Raw genomic sequence first — 19,545 nt, forward strand, 5'->3', positions numbered from 1 at the left:
ATCTATGCTTTGTAAGATAAAGTAGGAGGGAATGAATTTTGAAGATTATAGATATAAACGTGTTTAGAGGAAGAAATATATATAGTCATAAACCCGTAATCAAAGTATTAATCGATCTTGAAGATTTAAGTGATAAAACTACAATAGAATTTGATAATTTTAATGATTACTTATTAGATCTATTTCCAAGTTTAATAGAGCATCATTGTGGTCTTGGAAAACATGGTGGGTTTGTTGAAAGAATTAGGGAAGGAACTTATTTTGCACATGTTGCTGAACATTTAACTCTGGAGCTTCAAGCAATACTAGGATATGAAGTGTTTTTTGGTAAAACTAGGGTAAAGGAAAGCCCTTCTTTATATAACATGATAATTGAATATAAGAATGAAAATGTAGCTATCGAATGTGTCAAACAATCAATTAATATTATTGATTGCATTATAAGAAACGAGAATATTGATTTGGATAATATATTAGATAGCCTAAATAACATTAAGGAACGCTATGAACTAGGTCCAAGCTCTAGAGCTATTTTTGATGAAGCAAAAAAAAGAGGAATACCTATAAGAAGATTAGGAGATGAAAGTATTCTAGAACTTGGTTATGGAAAATATTCAAAACTAATTCAAGCTGCTTTAACTGATTCAACTAGTGGAATATCCATAGATATTTCTTGTAATAAACAATTAACTAAACAACTTCTTGCGGAAAATAATATTCCTGTTGCTTATGGAGAGATAGCTAACACAATAGATGAAGCATTAAGAATTGCTAGAGAAATTGGATATCCAGTTGTTTTAAAACCTCTAGATGGGAATCAAGGCAAAGGAGTTGTTCTTAATGTTAGTTCACCAAAAGAGCTAGAAGATAATTTTAATATACCAATAAGATATAGTAACAGTGTATTAGTAGAGAAATATATAAAAGGAAAAGATTATAGAGTACTTGTAGTTAAAGACAAAGTATGTGCAGTTGCTGAGAGAAGAGCACCAGAAATAATTGGAGATGGAATCCATACTATTAGGGAATTAGTTGACATAGAAAATACAAGTGAATTAAGAGGATATGGTCATGAGAAACCTCAAACTAAAATAAGGCTTGATGAAATAGCATTAAATTATTTAGAGAAAAATAATTTAACAGAGTATTCAATTCCACAATTGGGACAAATTGTTAAATTAAGAGGGAATGGGAATATTAGTACAGGTGGAAGTGCTGTGGAATGTACAAATGATATTCATCCATATAATATAAAGATTGCTGTAGATGCAGCTAAAATTATTGGTTTAGATATTGCTGGAATTGATATTACTACTAAAGATATATCAAAGCCTATCACAGAATGTGAGGGTGCATTGATAGAAGTTAACGCAGTTCCAGGACTTCGTATGCACCTACATCCAACTATAGGTAATAGTATTAATGTTGCTTCTGATATTTTAGATTTTCTTTATCCAGAAGGTACTCCATATTCTATTCCTATTATTGCTACGACTGGAACAAATGGTAAAACTACAACTACAAGATTGATTGGTCACTCCCTTTCATTATCTGGAAAGAAGGTAGGAATGACAACTTCAAGTGGAATTTATATTGATAATAAATGTATATTAGAAGGAGATAATACAGGACCTCTGAGTGCAAGAAATGTATTAAGTTCTAAAGAAATAGATATTGCATTACTCGAGGTAGCAAGAGGAGGACTTGTAAGGAAAGGTTTAGGTTATGATGCTGCAGATGTTGGGATATTAACAAATATTGGTGATGATCATATTGGGCTTGATGGTATAGAAAGCATTGAAGATTTAGCTTTTGCAAAAAGTTTAGTTTTAGAAGCAGTAAAACCTGATGGCTATTCTGTACTAAATGCTGATGATAAAATGATTGAATATTTTATTAATAGAGCAAGTGGAAACTTAATTTTATTTTCTAAAACTTATGAAAATGAAATTTTAATTAGACACATTAAAGAAGGCAAGACTGCACTGTTTATAGAAGATGATAGTATATATGTATATGATAATTTTGAAAGAACCAAACTTATTGACTTAAACAGTGTTCCAATCACATTTAATGGGATATTAGAATGTAATATAGAAAACGTACTTGCAGGATCTAGCGCTTTATATGCTTTAGGAACACCACTAGATATTATTAGAGAGGGATTAAAGACATTTAAACCTGATGTAAATATGAATCCAGGTAGATTTAATATTTTTGAATTAAGAAATAGAAAAGTAATGATAGATTATGGTCATAATATTGAAGGATATGAAGAGGTTGGAAAATTTGTAAGTAAACTAAATGTTCCTAGATCCATTGGTGTTATTGGAGTACCAGGTGATAGATTAGATGAACAAATTTTTAATATAGGAGTAAAATGTTCTGAAATTTTCTCGAAAGTATATATAAAAGAGGATATGGTTTTAAGAGGAAGAAAACCAGGTGAGGTGGCTAATATACTTTATAAAGGATTATTAAGTGCTAATTTTAATGCTGATAACATTAAAATTGTACCATCAGAAATTGAAGCATTAAAAACTGCAGTTTCTGAATCTGAGGATGGGGATTTTATTACACTATTTTATGAAGAATTTGATCCAGCTATAAACTTGATCACTCAATTACAAAATGAGGAATTAAATAAAAATGATGTGGCTTTCTCAATGCTAGGTTAGTAAGTTGCTATTTTTTTAGTAAAAGATTTGAGAATCTCTAACTTAAAACATGTAGTCAAATTTCTTTCAAATGCACAGTTATATATAACATAAAGGAAGGGTACAATTTCTAATCCTTCCTTTAATTATGTCTAAGATATGAATGATTGGGAGGGACGAGGATAGAGGTAAATTGTCCTATATGTAGTTGTCATAATGAGTAAGTTACATAAAAAACTCATTTACAGTAACATGGTAGGCAGTTTGTATAAGATTGTGACTTCTATTGATCTGTATAGCTCATTTAAAAGGCTTGTGTTAAACTTTTTAGCTTTAGTATTGTAAATTAATATTTAAAGATTTTCTTTTTAAACTTTAATGCCAAATTTCACGTCCTAAATTATATAATTACTAAATGTAATACAAAAGATGGCATATCAATCGTGATATGCCATCTGAAAAACTATTCATTAATTTTCATTGTTATCGCGGTCGTCTTTATTGCTATCAATACTGAATTCATCTCCTGCTTCCATATTAAAATTAGTATGATTATTATGGGTGTCGCTGGTGTTCGGTGCAACTTCTTCGGTTTTAAGTAAATATATATGGAAGAAATATTCAAATATAGCAACAAGAATTCCAAAAATAATAAATGTAGTTATATTAGCTCTAAAACCGTAGGTAAATGTACCTATAATGTAAGCTGTTAACATAGCAAGTCCACCATCACCTAAAGAAGCAACTAGATTACCGAAGTTAGGAAGAATGAGCAGATCTCCTATTAAATAATTTAATAATGTACCAGCTATAGCAACTGTTAGTACAAACCCAAATGTATTGTTTTCCAATAATGAGAATGCAATCCAAGTAGCTCCTAAAGTTGCTACAAACTTGACTAATAAAGCAGTTACTGTTTTGTTCATTTTTTACCTCCTTCTGAGAATAGTATATTTCTATAATAGATTTTTCCTTTCTTTAAATCTAAATAGTTAAACTTTATTTACTTAAATAATAAGTTTAGTAAAAGTATGTGTAGAAATCCGTAAAATATTCAAGTTTTGATACTAGGAAGTACTTAAGATTTATATAAAGATTAAACTGTTTAATCAAGTTTTAATATATCATTTAATAATAGTTTTATTAAAATATAGAAAAAAGGGTACCATTAAGCAGAGTTAAAAGGCATAGAAGTAAAACAAGAAGAAGAAAGATATACAAGTGGTTTTAGTACGTTTAATTTAGAAATTATAAATAAAAAGTATTATGATAAAAATCGTAGAATTGTAAGATAGCCATTTACTATGAGATTTATTCTTTTGCAAGTTTAATTGTTTTCATAACAATACCGATATTTTGTTCTCTACCTATTTTATATTCAACAATAAAAATATCTATCATACAAATCTTTTTACTGATTTTTTAGCTATTACCTATTATATACAATAGATAATAGGTTAATAATCTGTGAAAATAGGTATACTAATAAAAAATATATTCAAGGTAGGAATAAAATGAAAAAACAATATTCAATGATTGCATTGGCTTCTCTTTGTGCATTCGTACTGTTTATGTTGGGAGCATGTAATTATACTCAAAACAGTAGAAACAAACCTAATATTAAAAATAATCAAAATAATAGAAGTGATAATCAGTACGTTAAACTAGAATTAGATGGAGGTACTTATCCCATTACTTACAGATTTCCGGCTGAGTTTGAAAAGCAGCAGGCGATTTGGATGCAGTGGCCATCAGAGGTATATAATCAAGATTCCCATCCTGTAAGTCCTGTTATTATTAACATCATGAAGGCTTTTGATCCGTATATTAGAGTTAATGTTATGGTACGCAATAATGATGATATCACCGAAATTAAAAACATGCTTAAAGATAGTGGTTACTTTGGTACAAATATTCATTTTCACGTGATTAACCACTTATCTATATGGACAAGAGATGTTGGACCTATTTTCGTAAAAGACAGTCAAAATAAACTGAACGTGGTGGACTTTGGTTTCAACAACTACAGTAGGGATGGCAGTAAGGATTATATTAATATAGAGAGTCAGGTGGACAAATCTGTCGCTAAATTATACAAACTACCAGTGGTGGATACAAAACTTATTTCTGAGGGTGGTGCAATAGAGTCAAATGGTCAGGGAACATTAATGACAACAGAGTCGGTGGTTCTCAAGCGTAATCCTGAAATGACAAAGCAACAAATTGAGGATGAATATAAAAGAGTTCTAGGAGTTAAAAAAATCATCTGGTTAAAAAAAGGACTGGCTGAAGATGACCATATTACAAGTGGACACATCAATGAAATAGCGCGCTTTACAGATCCTAATACGATACTTTTAGCTCAGATTCTTCCAGAGGACAGATATGTGAATGAAGCTTCTCGTGAATCCTATTTGCGGCTTGAAGAAAACTATAATATACTTCGGAATGCAACAGACCAGGATGGAAAACCTTTTAATATTATAAGGATTCCAATGCCCCCTACAATTTATCAGAAACCAGTTGACACGGGGAAAATACCCATACGAAGCTATTTGAACTATGCTGTTACAAACGGCGTAGTGATTATGCAGACTTATTGGAAGCCCGGATTATCCAGTGAATTAAAACAAACGGAAGATAGAGTCAAAAACATATTGCGTGATGCATTCTCCAGACGGGATGTTATTGGCATTGATGCCGAAAATTTAAATCTTTGGGGAGGCGGAATTCATTGTATAACTCAACATATGCCTGCAGATTAGCTTTATTAATATGTGAAAGTCTTTAAATTGCTATTCGAGTAAGGAATTATATAGACGGTATTAAATGATACAAAAAATGCAAGTAAACTAGCTAGTTTACTTGCATTTTTATTATATCAGATCGAGAGAACTGAGGACAAATCGTATTTTGGAAAGATTAATTTTAAAGAGTTTGGCGTTAATTCAATTCCTTTAAATGTGCTAATGTCGATTAAGGGAACTCCGCTAGAAAATAATAAGATATTATCTCCTTTTGAGGTTTTAAAAACTATGGCACTATATAGGTATATTATACTCAATTCGTATATAAGATATGCCGAAGGAAGAAGGCAATCGGAGATAAACAGGAATTAGGATTTAAAGCAGGAGTGAATGCGGCATTAGTAGGAAATTATTTAATTACTATAGGACGTAATATTGAAGAAGATAAAGAGATGATTACTTGTGTAGGTATGAAGATATAACTTAGTAAAACAGTATATAGGGATATTATCTATTTTTATTAGAATTAAATCCATAAAAACATTTAATAGATAAGAAATTCATTGTTTTAGTAGTGAGAATTTGAGTTGTTAGAAATATTGATGTCATTTGACTTTATAACCTTAGTATGCTAGAGTGTGTAATAAAATGTAAATCAAGTAAAAAAATTCAAGGCAATCAATGGATGTTAATTTAAACTGATATATGAGTAAAGGTGCTATATATTCCAAACTATTCTAAATATAAGCTTATATTTAAATAAAAATAGAACAAAACAGTTTTTTATAGCTCAGAGGAATTATACATATTTATAAACCATTATATATAATTTCTGTTATGTATCTGGTCAAAACGAACATTTTAAGCTTTTAAAATTAAAGACTTTGATGAAATTAGCTTCTATAGAATATCTGTTCCTTTTTCATAATTTTAATTTTTATACAGAGAAGATACATGGTAAGAATTTTATGGCGAATTATAGCTTAAGTTAACGTTCATGATATCTTATCACAAAAATTATTTTGAGGAGGTATTTTATGGTAGTAGCATTAATTATTTATGTATTACTTTTTTTGGGAATTGGCTTGTACAATTACTTTCAAGCTAATAGCTATGACGACTATGTTGTTGCAGGTAGAAAGCAATCACAGCCTATTATATTAATGTCACTATTATCCACTATTATTGGAGGATCAGCAACTTTTGGTACTGCAGATATGGTTTATAATATGGGTTTTCCAGCTTTTTGGTGGCTTGGTGTAGGTGGTATTGGACTTATTCTACAATCTATTTTTTTATCTAAAAAGATTAGAGACTTTGACGCCTATACATTGCCTGACATTGCTAATAAAATTGTTGGCGAAGGTGGAAAACTAATTATTGCTTTTATTATAGTAACATCATGGACTGGAATTATTGCTTCTCAATTTACAGCTTTATCACAGATATTTTCTGTAATTACAGGATCGTCAAATACTTTAGCTTTGCTAATTATCGTATCAATAACAGTAATTATATATACGGCAATTGGAGGACAACTTTCTGTTATAAAAACTGATGCTATTCAGTTTGTTATTTTAGCAATAGGTATAGTATGTACTTTTTACTATCTTTTCTTTAGTGGTGCCCAAATGAATGTAGCAAGTGTGTTTTCTAATATAGAATTATTTAACGATAAATTTAATTGGCTTAACCTTATAAATCTATTATTTATTGTAGGGGGAACTTATTTCATTGGGCCAGATATGTTTTCAAGAAACTTAGCAGCGAAGGATGGAAAGGTTGCTAAAAAAGCTGCTTTTAATGCAGGAATATTGTTATTTTTCTTTAGTTTTTTAATAACTTCAATAGGTCTTTGGGCAAAACTAAATATTACTGATTTAGGTAATGAGAATCCTTTAGTTTATATGATATCAAACCATCTTCCAACATCAATAGGTATAGCTCTAGCTATAGGTCTGGTATCTGCTCTTATATCATCTGCTGATACTTGTTTAATTACGACAGCTACTATCATTGAAAATGACATTTTAAAACGAAACAAAGTGTCAGATACTAGGATATTTGTATTAGCTATTGGATTAATCTCTCTTTTGATTGCAGTATTAAAACAAGATATTATCTCGTTACTATTGGGAGCTTATTCTGTTTATGCACCGGGGATAGTATGTCCATTACTTATAGCAATTTGGTTTTATAAGAAAAAAGAAATTAATAAGATTTTATGGTTTTTAGCTATTATTGTAGGAGGTAGCAGTGGAATATTAGATAACTTTCTTAAGATAAAATACTTACCTTTAATAGGTATGGGGTGTTCGCTGATTTTAAGTGTTCTGTCTGTTTTCTTATCAAATGAATATGAGCAATCCTCAGATAAAAATTTGAGTATTTAGTTTAGAGTTATATTTTGTTAATTAAGAGGGAAGAGAGGGTTATGAAAAATATAGTTTCAAGTTTATTAGAGAAAGTTATTGAGGGTAATCTGATTGATGCTAACGAAGCATTAGAATTAGCTGAAAACGCTGAAACCACAGAATTACTTGAAGCTTCAAATAAAATTAGGAATATTAATAGAGGAAATCTTGTGAACTTGTGTGGTGTAATGAATATCAAATCAGGAAAGTGTAGTGAAGATTGTAGATATTGCTCTCAATCAGCTTACTATATGACCAATGTCAAGTCCTATGACCTTGTTGACGTTGATGAGGTTGTTGAATTTGCAAAAAAATATCAAGAAAAAGGAGTCAATTGTTTTGGCATAAGTACAAGTGGAAAAGCTTTTTCAGACTTAAATAAGGAAAAGGTTTATGATATTTATAAAGCTCTTTCTCGTGAGACAACAATGAGATTATGTGGCGCCCATGGTTTATTAAAAGAAGAAGAAGCATATCGTTTGAAAGAAGCTGGACTATGTTGTTATCAGCATAACTTGCAAACATCAAAGGAGTTTTTTACAGAAGTTTGTACTACACATTTTTACGATGATAGAATGAATACAATAAAATATGCTCAGAAAGCAGGTTTAGATACCTGCAGTGGAGGGATTATGGGATTAGGTGAAACTATGAAGGATAGAATTGAAATGACTATGACACTAAGAGAACTTAATGTCATGAATATTCCAGTTAATACACTAAATCCTGTTGAAGGTACTCCTCTAGGTGATAGACCAGTTTCTATAACTCGTGAGGAAGTATTAAGAAATATAGCTATTTATCGATTTATTATACCTAAGGCTAATTTCATTTATGGTGCTGGGAGAGTACTTTTAGGAGAAGAACAGCATATGGCTTTTAGAGCAGGGATGAGTGGAATAGTGGTAGGTAATTTTTTAACAACACCAGGAAATTGTATAGAAGAGGATGTTGAAATGCTAAGAAACGAAGGATTTATGTTAACTAGTGATAAGGGTTCTTATGCAATTTAATTTATATAATTAAATCATTCAATAAATAGTTAAGAAAATTAAGCGAAATGCTAGAAAAACTATGAAGAGTTGTAGAGGTCACTATTGGCATCTCAATGTATCTAGTATAAAAAGTGCTATTATAGGACTTAGAAATATTACACTACACAATTACAAAAAAATAAATATAGATATACTATAAAAGTTAGTAGAAAATCATTTATAGGATTTTAGAGAAGTTATAGAAGTAATAAGATAGGCCTGGACGAGATATAATTATCTGTTCAGGTTTTTTATTTATTATGAAAATGTTTATATGGACAAAAAACTCTAATGGAATCTCAGAATAAATTGAATATTTAAATATAGAATTAAGTTTGAATATATAAATAAAATAGAATATTATTTTATCGATATAGAAAAGGGACGTACTAACACGAAATAAGCAAGTAAGCAAAAAAATAGAGGGTTTCCATACTTATATGGTATAATATGGGTTACTAGTAAGTGATTACAGGGAAAATAAAATTAATAAAATATGGATTGATAATTAGATTAGGGAAATTATACAACCTCTTAATGTCAAGTAAGAATCTGTTTAAGAAGGAAAAATAAATTTAAATATAACAGGAGATCATATATGAAGAAAAAAGTTAAAATTATAGGAGCTGGTATTTCTGGATTAGCTACCGGATGTTATTTACAGATGAATGGATACGAAACTGAAATTGTTGAGATGCACAATCTTTCGGGTGGTCTCTGTACAAGCTGGAAACGAGGTGGCTATAATTTCGATGGATGTATACACTGGTTACTTGGCTCTAACAAAGGCAGTGCATTCTATAAGCTTTGGTCAGAACTAATTGATTTAGAAGAAATTGAATTTGTTAACCACTCAAAAAGAGTTTCTATTGAAGTGAAAGATAATGTAGATAAATATGGGAATAAAATATTCGAATTATACTCAAATATAGATGAATTAGAAAAATATCTTCTAGACTTGTCTTCTGAAGATACAGCGCCAATCAAAGAATTTGTTGACTCTATAAGGTTTATACAAAAATATGAATTACCGCCACTAGTAGAAAAAGCACCCGAGTTAAGGACTTTTTCTGAAAAAGTCAGCTTATTAAAGTATCTTCCTGTAGTTTTATTTATTAATAAGTGGAGTAAAATTACAAATATAAGCTTTGCTAAAAAAATTAAAAATCCATTTTTAAAGGAAGCCTTTGAATTGCTCTTTGAAGGTGAAGAGCATACCTTGTTAATTATTACTATGCAAATGGCTTATTTTAGTATAGGCTGTGCTGGATATCCGGTAAATGGCTCCCTTACTTTTGCTAAAAAGCTGGAAGAACGATACTATAAACTTGGTGGTAAGATAAGGTTTAATACTAAAGTGGACAAAATCATTACTGAAAATAACACTGCTGTAGGCATACAAATAAATGAAAATCACATACTTGATGCTGATATAGTAATTTCAGCTGCTGACTGGAATTTTACTGTTTTCAAAGCCTTAGAAGGAAAATATATTGATACTGATATCACTTCATTAAAAGAACAAAAAGTTTTAGATGTTTTCCCTTCTATATTACTTATTTCCATTGGTGTCTCCAGCTTGTTTAAGGATATTCCTCATTTATTGCGATTTCCATTGGATGAGGTGTTAGAGCTTGAAGATGGATCTGAAGTTAAAAGAATGGAAGCACATATATATAACTATGATAGAATCATGTCTCCCAAGGATAAAACCACCATTGCAGTAACGTTACAAACATCAAATGCAGATTTCTGGATTAATCTTCGTGAGAAAGATTATGTAAGATATAAAGAAATAAAAGATAACGTTGCACAAGAAGTTATAAAGAAACTTGATAATAAGTTTGGTAATATAAAGAACAACGTTGAAGTTATTGATGTAGCAACTCCAGCTACTTTTATGAGGTACACTGGTAATTGGAAAGGTAGTATACAGGGATGGATGCCTACAAAAAAATTATTCGCATCGTCCCCAGTGAAGAGTACACTACCTGGCCTTAAAAATTTCTATTTAACAGGGCATTGGTTAGTTCCTGGTGGAGGATTACCTATAGCTTTGTTAACAGGTAGGAATATAGCACAAATCATTTGCAAAAATGATAATAAGATATTTGTAAGTGAGGAGAAAACTGTATAAAGGAAATATTTTTATTTGTAGTTCATATATTCCGGGTTTTAAGAACTTAGATAATACTTAAATCAAAGAAAGGTATTGAGATTATAAAATCTTGATATCTTTCATTTAATAGCCCTAATATAGCTCTGCAATAATATACTATACACTCTTTAATTTTAAGATGTATAATTCATGATAATACTTTGAAAGGAGTTTGGTTATGAATATTACATCTTTTTTAGTATACTGTATTATTGTTACATTTACACCTGGACCTGCAAATATTGCTATATTGTTTATAGTTCATAATTTTGGAATAAAAAAAGCAATGGAATATACATATGGAGCGACTATAGCTTTTGGCATATTGCTTGTCATTTCTGCTATATTAAATACCGCACTTATGATGATAATACCAAAAATTTTGATTGTTATGCAGATAATCGGAAGCCTATACATGCTCTATCTTGCTTATCAAATATATAAAATGGATGTATCAAAGTCAACCGTAAAACAAACTACTACCTTTATGTCTGGTTTTCTTATGCAGTTTGTAAATCCAAAAATTATGTTGTTTACAATGACAGTAATTCCAACGTTTATTATGCCTTATTATACAGAAACATCTGCATTAGCAATATTTGTTGTAATTATAATAATTATTGGATTTTTATCATTTATAACTTGGGTATTATTTGGTACAATCTTCAAGGAAGTTTTGAAGAAATATCAAAAGTTTGTTAATGTAATTATGGCATTATTTTTAGTTTATTCTGCAATAATGGTATCAGGAGTGGTTGACCTTATTAAGAGGTGATTTATATGGAAAGATTTATATATAAAAAATCAGCAGGCATTACTGTATTATCAGCAACCCTCACAGACTTCGTATACAAAAGGCATTGTCATAAGGAATATGCTTTGGGTGTAACTCTACGTGGCATTCAGCAGTATAACTTGGATGGCAGTTTACAGTCATCATATCAAAATGGAATTATGCTTTTTAATCCAGAGCAGTCACATGATGGTAGGTCACAGAAGAAAACAGGTATTGATTATGTAATGCTTTATATTGAGCCTGAGTTGTTTTTGGAGATACTAGAAGAAAAAGATATAGTTTATTTTTCTTCTCCTATCGTTTATAATTATAGACTTGAAGAAAGCATATTAGCGTTATCTAATGCAATATTAATTGGTAAAGACGAAGCTTTATGCAGTGAATTGCTTTTATCTCTTATAAATAGTTTCGCTCGAACTGATATTAGTACAGTTTATAAAAAAGATAATACTCTAATTAAAAAAGCAAAGGAAATGATCTATTACAGCTTAGAAAATATACTAAGGCTTGATGACATTTGTAAAGAACTTGATATATCAAAATTTAAATTTATAAGATTATTTAAAGCTAATACTGGAATTACACCATATCAATATTTTTTAAATTGCAAGGTAGAACTCGCAAAACAGTTAATAGAAAAGCATAAAGATATCTACTCTGCAGTATCAGAATATGGTTTTGTTGATTTAGCTCATTTAAATAGACACTTTAAAAAAATATACGGGACGACAGCGTTTGAATATATGTCACATTTGAAATAAGAAAGAGTTTTAAAGTGAAAAAAGTTGCGGAGTATGAAACTGATAACTTAAACCTTGTAGGTATTGACATGATAGGTAAGAAAAATCATATCAATAAATTGACAAAAGAAATTAAACTCTATGATTAAGGTAAGTATAATATATGATTGACATTAATTTTGTCATTATTATTCAGTGATGTTGACAGTAAAGAGGTTAATTTATATAATTAAGATGAATATTAGAAAAATTATTTTAAGAAAGGGCAAGGTATTTGCAGACATGAAGATATAATTTCACTTTAACGATTGATGTAAGATGAGAACAGATATAAAGCCTTAGTTGAACCTTAAGTAGGGGTTTTATTGTTATGCATTTTATTTAAAATTGTGAGTGGATAGTATTTTCTATAGCTGTGGATAGCTTGTTTATATGATATATTTTATCTTAATGAAGCACTTTAACTTTGATTCGGTTTAATCCAGTTTTATTATATATTGTTCAAAGTTTTATTATTTATTCATTAAGGTTATTGTATTCGTAGAATGCTATCCTCTCCAAGTACAGGGAGGATTTTTTTATGTTATTAATTGAGTGTAGTAAAATTAAAAAGTATTTTGGTGATAGGTTGATATTAGATGTAGATCACTTGAAAATCTATTCAGAAGATCGAATAGGTATAGTAGGTAGAAATGGAGTGGGAAAAACCACTCTAATTAATATATTGAGTCAAAGGTTAAAGCCCGATGAAGGCTGGATAAAGTTATATGGAGGAGCTGGATATATATCACAGCTAGAGTCACCAGATAGTAAAAATATAAGCGGTGAAATGGCTTCGAAATTTGGTGTTGAAGCTACCTGGAATGAATACATGAGTGGGGGAGAAAAGACAAGATTTAAATTGGCAAAGGCTTTGGATAATGAAAATTTGATGGTATTTGCAGATGAGCCCACTAGTAATATGGATATAGAAGGCATTGAGCTTATGGAAGAGAAATTTAGAGAATATAAAGGTGCTCTGATTATAATCTCACATGATCGAAGTTTTTTAGATAAGTTATGTAATCAGATTTTAGAAATAGAAAATGGAAAGATTAAAATATATAAAGGTAATTATAGTGACTATAGAGATCAGAAGACCCAAGAAAAAGAAAGAGCTCAATTTGAGTATGAAGAATATGTAAAAGAGAAAAAGCGGCTTGAGGAAGTTGCCTATGGAACAAAACAAAAGGCGAAAAATATAAGAAAAACTCCTAAAAGGATGGGAAATTCTGAGGCTAGACTTCATAAGATGGGAGATCAAAAATCAAAGTTTAATCTTGAAAGGACAGCTAAAAGTGTTGAAAGACGAATTGAACACCTTGAAGTTAAAGAAAAACCTAAAGAAGAATTAGAAATTAGGCTAGATATCATGGATTCTAATAGGCTTCATAGCAAAATCATTATAGAAGGAAAGAATATAAATAAAGCTTTTAATGATAAGATTATATTTAAAAATGCAGAGTTTGATATTTACAATGGCTCTAAAGTAGCATTAATTGGACCTAATGGATGTGGCAAAAGCACCCTAATTAAAATGATTATGGACAATGATGATGCCATAAGAATTGCTCAGGGAGCAAAAATAGGATATTTTAATCAGGATATGAACATGCTGGACAAGAACTTAAGTATTATGGAAAACGTAATGGAAAGTAGCATATATTCCGAGAATTTTGCAAGGTTATTGCTTGCAAGGCTACTGTTTAAAGGAGAGGAAATTTATAAAAAGGTTGATATACTAAGTGGCGGAGAGCGAGTGAAGGTTTCATTTGCTAAGATATTATTGCAGGACATTAATTTACTAATATTAGATGAACCTACTAATTATGTAGATATTAATTCTCTTGAAGTAATAGAGGAAACTCTCAAAGAATATGACAGAACATTATTATTTGTTTCTCATGATAGACGATTTGTAGATGCTGTTGCAAATCAAATTATGATAATTACAGACCAAAGGATAAAAATGTTTACAGGAAACTATACGGAATATTTAGCTAGAAACAATAAACCAATGAATCAGCATAAAGAAGAAGTTGAAAAACAAGTGATTATATTAAAAAATCGTCTTTCAGAAGTTATAGGAAGATTATCGATGCCATCTAAAAAGGATGATATGGAAGCATTAAATAAGGAATATAATAGAATATTAGATGAACTAAAGAGACTTAAATAGTAGATTAGAGTTCTTGAAATATTTAAGACATATCTATATCAATGGTTTTTATAATCAAACTATAAACAAGCACAAAGAATATGTTTATAAATAGTAATTTTCAATTAAAAAATGGATTCTTTCCATGATTAGCTGAAGCTAGTTATAGTTACTGGATATTTTAAATAAAAATCTTATTAACTAAGTAACTATATCTTAGCTTTCAACTACCATTGGAAAGAACCATTTTTATTTTGTTATAAACAATTTATATATTTTTCTAAATTATTCTATTGATCATTAATTTACTTTAATTAGAGATTTCTTTGTTCGAAGTAATCTTGATTTGTAATACGGTCCAATTAGAAGAACTCGTATTATAAAATCCATGAGTTTCACCTTTTGGAGAAAATATAATATCTCTTTCTTTTAGTGATATTCTTTCATTTTCTATTGTAATTGTTCCCTCACCTGAAACTACATAAAAGACTTCGTCAATATCCGAATGTTTATGATCAGGTGTAGTTTGTCCAGGTGCATAAAGAAGAAGACCTGCTTCAAGTTGATTTTCTTTAAAGATAGCTTTACGTGCACTCTTCTCAGATGCAAATTCCATTATACTTTCAATATTAATTTTTTCCATTATATTTTGCCCCCTAAATCTATAATTTATATTTTGTGAACAGGCTATTTTAGTCTAGTTTCAGAAAAGGACCATGTCCTGTTGCAATATATTTAACATCAATATCTCTCAAGTTATTTTGTAAAGTTTTAAGTTCATCGATAGAAGGTATATCTTTATTGTTTAGATTATCTACCTCATACTTCCAATTTGAACGAGCTTCTTTTTCAAATATATTGTTCATTTTTATAAAGATATCGCTGCTAAAGAAAATTTTTCGATCTAAATCAATAGCTAATAGTCCTTCCCATAAATGAGCTTCTGATGGATAGGCAATAAACTTCAACTTAAAATTCTTAGTTTCTAAAATTTCGTTTGGCTTTTTAACGATAACTTCATTTGTGAATCCAAAGCCTACCAATTGCCTTAAAGTAATAGCTGAACAGATTGTCTTAACATTGGGAAAATGACTCAACAAATATTCTAATCCACCACATTCATCATATTCAAAATGAGAAACAAACACATATTTTAAATCTTGGCCGTCTAATAAGACTTTTATCTTCGGAACTAGTTCTTTTGTTTGTTGTACACTTCCAGTATGAACAAGTAGTGGCTCATCTCCCAGTATCAAGTATTGATTAAATGTTAAGGGAATTGCTTTATTTTCTGTAGTAAATTTATAGAAATCATCTAAGATCTTAATTTGTTCCATATATACACCTCCCTGAACTATTAATATTATTCTTTAAATACTTCTCATAACAGGTTCACGTTTATTGCAGTAATAGTTAATGGTACATATAGACAACATACCGGTATATTTTTTATCTATATATCATTTTCTTTCATGATTAAATTACTCAACTTGATTTACGTGAACCTTCCTTTACTTGTTAATCAAGTTGGTTTATACTTACTATATAACCATTACAAACTTTATACAAGAAGGCACTATTTTGTACTATACTTACTATTTAGTAAGTATTAGATAGATGGGAGAGAGTAAAATGTCATGCGATAAATCATGTCCTATTGAACATACAGTTAATCTAATCGGACATAAATGGAAGGTTCTTATATTAAGAAATTTACACAATAATGGAACACAAAGATTTAGCCAATTCAGTAGAGGAATTAAAGGTATAACTCAGAAGATGTTGACACAACAACTTCGTCAGTTAGAAGCTGATGGACTTATTAATAGAAAAGTTTATGCTGAAGTTCCACCAAAGGTTGAATATTCACTCACAGAACTTGGGGAATCATTAAAGCCGATATTGGAAGCAATGAATAAATGGGGTATGGAACATATGGATAAACATCATCAGTAAGTATACTAGAAATTAGTGAGATTGGTGCTCTTTAGATATGTTGCATATAATGCCACATATGAAGTACTATGTATTACTAAAGAGAATAATAATATGAGTTAAAGCTATCTTTTATAGTTAAAGAAAACTAATAAAGATGGCTTTTTTATAGATATAAGGAATATATAGAAAGGATATGATATGAAATAGAGAAAAAAAGGAACTACTTCCATCAATTCGAACATTAGCAAATGACTTATGTGTAAGTGTTCTTACAACTAGAAGAGTATATGACGAACTTAAAAAAGAGGGTTTTGTTACAAGTAAAGCAGGAAAAGATAGATTTGTGGCATCAGAGAACCTCGAGCTTTTAAGAGAAGCGAAGTTACATATGGTAGAAGTGAAAATCATGGAAGCATGGGAACCCCCTCAATCTCTTGATATTATCTGTGTATATTCCCCCTCGATATATAATTTTTAAATGTCATCTTTGTAAAAGCTTGATACTATAGTATGTCCTAATATTATGCTAGAAACAATTAGAATGTAGCTATTGTATCCAAAGTACAAAAGCATATTAGCACTTACTCTAATCAACCCTATCGTACACAATACATATATAAGAGAAATTAGAAAGGATGGAATTCCTAATAATATTAATTTTGATATATTAACTTTTAATACACCTTTACTTTTCATTCTCAAGTTTAATGCGTCTAATCCCAATACTGCTCCTATTCCACCAAAAAACATAAATGCAATTAATACCATATAAAATGGATTATTAATAAGGTTTTTTTGTGCTTGTAAATTATGGTTGTAAAATAATGTTGAGCCTAAAATAAATAATACTAAAATTAATACAAAATAAATAAAATTCTTTATCCAAATATTCTTTTTCATAACTCATCACCTTTCATAATAATTTAATTTTAAATTATTTATCATAATATCCATAATTTACTATAAATCAATTATAACATAATGTTTGAAATAAATTTTATAGATTATATATATGTATATTGAAAAATATAGACATATATTATTAAAGTGCTTTCAATGGTATAACGTACAATAAAGAATTATAAATGTTCAGATAATAAATTTGAGGTGGTTTTATGTATTTGTCAGAAGAGAATAAGAATACTATAGTTAACTCTATGGTAAAAGAATTTAATCCAAAATTTATTTATCTTTTTGGATCTTATGCTAAGGGAATAGCTAGAGGAGATAGTGACATTGATTTAGGTATATATACTGATAACATGATAACCACATACGAATTATTTATGGCAGCAGGCAGACTTTCGATGAAATTGAAAAAAGATGTAGAGATAATAAATCTTAAAGATATATCTACGGTGTTTGCTGCTCAAATAGTGATTATCAGGGATGTATTATATTGTGAAGATGAGAACCTCAGGGCCAACTACGAGATTAGAATACTTAAAGACTATGCAAAGCTTAATGAGGAAAGACAAGTAATACTAGATGTAATTAAAGAGGATGAGAAGATATATGAGAAATGATATATTGTTAAATAAAATTAGTATAATTGAAAGATGTATAAGTAGGGTTAAAGAGGTATACTCAAATAATCCTGAAAACTTGAAGGATTATACAAAGCAGGACTCCATAATACTTAATATACAAAGAGCTGTAGAGGCTACTATTGATATAGCGATGCATTTAGTGTCAGAAAAAAAGCTTGGACTACCTCAAAATAGTAGAGATGCTTTTGAATTACTTCATGAGAACAGATTGATAGATAAAGAATTACTTATGAAAATTAATGCTATAATAGGCTTTAGAAGCATCGCAGTACACAATTATCAAAAAATAAATATAGAGATACTACAAAAGGTAATAGAAAATCATTTAAAAGATTTTAATGAATTCATAGAAGTAATAAGATAAACCTGAACGAGATATAGTTATTTGTTCAGGTTTTTTCTTTATTGTTTATACTTCTTTCTTTATTATTTCAATTAATGCTTTAAAAGTTTTGGTTTGAAATTTATCTTTATGAAACACAATATGATTTACACTGTTTAACTTAAAGTCACTGACACATATCTCAAAAACTTCTCCCTTATTTAATTCATCTTTTACCAATATTTTAGGTAATACACTTATTCCTAAATTTTGTTTTACTGCCTGAATTAAAGCTTGTGAACTGACACTTGTCCATTCTGGATTTACCGATAAATTGTGTAGTAATAACGCACTATCAAAAGTATCACGAATTGCGCTACCTTTTTCTCTTAATAATAGTTGTTCTTTTATTAGCTCATTTATAGTTAATGACTGTTGCTTGGAAAAGTCATGTTCTGGAGAACAGATTATCACTAATTCATACGATGAAAATGGAATTTTAATTAGTTGTTCGTTATGAATGACTCCTTCAAGTAAAGCCAAATCAATTTCATTGCTAATCAGTTTACTTTCAATTTCTTTAGCATTGTCAATTATAATTTTTGTTGGAGTGTTATTATAAACTGTCTCAAATTTTTTGATTACCTTTGGTAATATAAAATTAGCAATTGTTATACTCGACCCAATCTTAATAGTTGCATTGACTTCTAATTCTTTAGAATTCTTTTCTAAATCATCATATAAATCTAATAGCTTTATTGTTTTTGTGAGAAATAGTTTGCCAGTTTCATTTAAATAGAGTTTCCTTGAAATTCTATCAAATAAGCAGACATCCAAATAACTTTCTAGTTCACTAATTGCATTAGAAACTGCTGGTTGTGTCATAAATAGCTTTTCAGATGCCTTAGTGATACTTTTTTCCTCACATACAGCTTTAAAAATACGCAGGTGTCTTAAATTCATATAATACTCCTTTCATTACTAATTAGTTA

Annotated in this window: 17 protein-coding genes and 1 pseudogene; 13 read left to right on the forward strand and 5 right to left on the reverse strand. The window is 29.4% G+C overall.

Annotated elements, in window-relative coordinates; all coding sequences use genetic code 11:
• Nucleotides 1-38: 38 nt before the first annotated feature.
• Nucleotides 39-2,678, forward strand: coding sequence for a cyanophycin synthetase (gene cphA / locus CLPU_RS08945; RefSeq protein WP_050355311.1), 2,640 nt, complete (start codon nt 39-41; stop codon nt 2,676-2,678).
• Nucleotides 2,679-3,127: 449 nt separating this feature from the next.
• Here the strand turns inward: cphA and CLPU_RS08950 are convergent, their stop codons facing one another.
• Entirely contained in the window at nt 3,128-3,583 is a 456-nt protein-coding gene (locus tag CLPU_RS08950) for a DUF2512 family protein (protein WP_082154157.1), read from the reverse strand.
• 588 nt (nt 3,584-4,171) lie between these two features.
• On the opposite strand from CLPU_RS08950, the gene CLPU_RS08955 reads away from it, so the two are divergent.
• The 9 genes and pseudogenes from CLPU_RS08955 (at nt 4,172) to abc-f (ending at nt 14,764) form a co-directional block, all read left to right on the forward strand.
• The gene (locus CLPU_RS08955) at nt 4,172-5,422 is read left to right on the forward strand and encodes an agmatine deiminase family protein (protein WP_050355312.1); all 1,251 of its coding nucleotides are present in this window, start codon (nt 4,172-4,174) and stop codon (nt 5,420-5,422) included.
• Nucleotides 5,423-5,626: 204 nt separating this feature from the next.
• Nucleotides 5,627-5,886, forward strand: a pseudogene (locus tag CLPU_RS18150) (hypothetical protein).
• A 555-nt stretch (nt 5,887-6,441) separates the two neighbouring features.
• Nucleotides 6,442-7,797: a sodium:solute symporter family protein gene (locus tag CLPU_RS08960; RefSeq protein WP_050355313.1), complete on the forward strand. Its 1,356-nt coding sequence runs from the start codon at nt 6,442-6,444 to the stop codon at nt 7,795-7,797.
• A gap of 41 nt (nt 7,798-7,838) precedes the next feature.
• Nucleotides 7,839-8,831, forward strand: a complete 993-nt coding sequence (gene bioB, locus CLPU_RS08965) for a biotin synthase BioB (RefSeq protein WP_050355314.1) — start codon at nt 7,839-7,841, stop codon at nt 8,829-8,831.
• Nucleotides 8,832-9,450: 619 nt separating this feature from the next.
• Nucleotides 9,451-10,989, forward strand: a complete 1,539-nt coding sequence (locus CLPU_RS08970) for a phytoene desaturase family protein (RefSeq protein WP_050355315.1) — start codon at nt 9,451-9,453, stop codon at nt 10,987-10,989.
• Between the two features lie 199 nt (nt 10,990-11,188).
• Entirely contained in the window at nt 11,189-11,785 is a 597-nt protein-coding gene (locus CLPU_RS08975) for a LysE family translocator (RefSeq protein WP_050355316.1), read from the forward strand.
• A 5-nt stretch (nt 11,786-11,790) separates the two neighbouring features.
• Nucleotides 11,791-12,567, forward strand: coding sequence for an AraC family transcriptional regulator (locus tag CLPU_RS08980; RefSeq protein WP_050355317.1), 777 nt, complete (start codon nt 11,791-11,793; stop codon nt 12,565-12,567).
• 14 nt (nt 12,568-12,581) lie between these two features.
• Nucleotides 12,582-12,695, forward strand: coding sequence for a DUF2000 family protein (locus CLPU_RS16695; RefSeq protein WP_200898551.1), 114 nt, complete (start codon nt 12,582-12,584; stop codon nt 12,693-12,695).
• A 431-nt stretch (nt 12,696-13,126) separates the two neighbouring features.
• Nucleotides 13,127-14,764 carry a ribosomal protection-like ABC-F family protein gene (gene abc-f, locus CLPU_RS08985; protein WP_050355318.1) on the forward strand — a complete coding sequence of 546 codons (1,638 nt, stop codon included), beginning with the start codon at nt 13,127-13,129 and terminating at the stop codon, nt 14,762-14,764.
• A 289-nt stretch (nt 14,765-15,053) separates the two neighbouring features.
• On the opposite strand, the gene CLPU_RS08990 is transcribed toward abc-f, so the two are convergent.
• Nucleotides 15,054-15,386 (reverse strand): dimethylsulfonioproprionate lyase family protein, encoded by a 333-nt coding sequence (locus tag CLPU_RS08990; RefSeq protein ID WP_050355319.1) that lies wholly within the window; start codon nt 15,384-15,386, stop codon nt 15,054-15,056.
• Nucleotides 15,387-15,435: 49 nt separating this feature from the next.
• On the reverse strand, nt 15,436-16,080 hold the full coding sequence (locus CLPU_RS08995; protein ID WP_050355320.1) for an oxygen-binding di-iron domain-containing protein: 645 nt from the start codon (nt 16,078-16,080) through the stop codon (nt 15,436-15,438).
• A 295-nt stretch (nt 16,081-16,375) separates the two neighbouring features.
• Between CLPU_RS08995 and CLPU_RS09000 the strand changes: the two genes are divergently transcribed.
• Nucleotides 16,376-16,699 (forward strand): winged helix-turn-helix transcriptional regulator, encoded by a 324-nt coding sequence (locus tag CLPU_RS09000; RefSeq protein ID WP_050355321.1) that lies wholly within the window; start codon nt 16,376-16,378, stop codon nt 16,697-16,699.
• A 456-nt stretch (nt 16,700-17,155) separates the two neighbouring features.
• On the opposite strand, the gene CLPU_RS09005 is transcribed toward CLPU_RS09000, so the two are convergent.
• Nucleotides 17,156-17,581 (reverse strand): hypothetical protein, encoded by a 426-nt coding sequence (locus CLPU_RS09005; RefSeq protein WP_050355322.1) that lies wholly within the window; start codon nt 17,579-17,581, stop codon nt 17,156-17,158.
• 215 nt (nt 17,582-17,796) lie between these two features.
• Here CLPU_RS09005 and mntA point away from each other — a divergent pair, with 215 nt between their 5' ends.
• Both mntA and hepT read left to right on the forward strand, forming a co-directional pair.
• Nucleotides 17,797-18,207 (forward strand): type VII toxin-antitoxin system MntA family adenylyltransferase antitoxin, encoded by a 411-nt coding sequence (gene mntA, locus CLPU_RS09010; protein WP_050355323.1) that lies wholly within the window; start codon nt 17,797-17,799, stop codon nt 18,205-18,207.
• On the forward strand, nt 18,197-18,595 hold the full coding sequence (hepT, locus tag CLPU_RS09015) for a type VII toxin-antitoxin system HepT family RNase toxin (protein WP_050355324.1): 399 nt from the start codon (nt 18,197-18,199) through the stop codon (nt 18,593-18,595). The genes mntA and hepT overlap by 11 nt, the downstream gene beginning before the upstream one ends.
• Before the next feature lie 45 nt (nt 18,596-18,640).
• Here the strand turns inward: hepT and CLPU_RS09020 are convergent, their stop codons facing one another.
• Nucleotides 18,641-19,516: a LysR family transcriptional regulator gene (locus CLPU_RS09020; RefSeq protein ID WP_050355325.1), complete on the reverse strand. Its 876-nt coding sequence runs from the start codon at nt 19,514-19,516 to the stop codon at nt 18,641-18,643.
• Nucleotides 19,517-19,545: the final 29 nt, after the last annotated feature.

The organism is Gottschalkia purinilytica (genome assembly GCF_001190785.1).
In the GTDB taxonomy this organism is placed as follows: domain Bacteria; phylum Bacillota; class Clostridia; order Tissierellales; family Gottschalkiaceae; genus Gottschalkia_A; species Gottschalkia_A purinilytica.

Excerpts from the sequence above, each read along its gene's own strand:
- CLPU_RS08950 (WP_082154157.1), bottom strand. The coding sequence starts at position 3,583 with ATGAACAAAACAGTAACTGCTTTATTAGTCAAGTTTGTAGCAACTTTA.
- CLPU_RS08955 (WP_050355312.1), top strand. The coding sequence starts at position 4,172 with ATGAAAAAACAATATTCAATGATTGCATTGGCTTCTCTTTGTGCATTC.
- CLPU_RS08960 (WP_050355313.1), top strand. The coding sequence starts at position 6,442 with ATGGTAGTAGCATTAATTATTTATGTATTACTTTTTTTGGGAATTGGC.
- bioB (WP_050355314.1), top strand. The coding sequence starts at position 7,839 with ATGAAAAATATAGTTTCAAGTTTATTAGAGAAAGTTATTGAGGGTAAT.
- CLPU_RS08970 (WP_050355315.1), top strand. The coding sequence starts at position 9,451 with ATGAAGAAAAAAGTTAAAATTATAGGAGCTGGTATTTCTGGATTAGCT.
- CLPU_RS08975 (WP_050355316.1), top strand. The coding sequence starts at position 11,189 with ATGAATATTACATCTTTTTTAGTATACTGTATTATTGTTACATTTACA.
- CLPU_RS08980 (WP_050355317.1), top strand. The coding sequence starts at position 11,791 with ATGGAAAGATTTATATATAAAAAATCAGCAGGCATTACTGTATTATCA.
- abc-f (WP_050355318.1), top strand. The coding sequence starts at position 13,127 with ATGTTATTAATTGAGTGTAGTAAAATTAAAAAGTATTTTGGTGATAGG.
- CLPU_RS08990 (WP_050355319.1), bottom strand. The coding sequence starts at position 15,386 with ATGGAAAAAATTAATATTGAAAGTATAATGGAATTTGCATCTGAGAAG.
- CLPU_RS08995 (WP_050355320.1), bottom strand. The coding sequence starts at position 16,080 with ATGGAACAAATTAAGATCTTAGATGATTTCTATAAATTTACTACAGAA.
- CLPU_RS09000 (WP_050355321.1), top strand. The coding sequence starts at position 16,376 with ATGTCATGCGATAAATCATGTCCTATTGAACATACAGTTAATCTAATC.
- CLPU_RS09005 (WP_050355322.1), bottom strand. The coding sequence starts at position 17,581 with ATGAAAAAGAATATTTGGATAAAGAATTTTATTTATTTTGTATTAATT.
- mntA (WP_050355323.1), top strand. The coding sequence starts at position 17,797 with ATGTATTTGTCAGAAGAGAATAAGAATACTATAGTTAACTCTATGGTA.
- hepT (WP_050355324.1), top strand. The coding sequence starts at position 18,197 with ATGAGAAATGATATATTGTTAAATAAAATTAGTATAATTGAAAGATGT.
- CLPU_RS09020 (WP_050355325.1), bottom strand. The coding sequence starts at position 19,516 with ATGAATTTAAGACACCTGCGTATTTTTAAAGCTGTATGTGAGGAAAAA.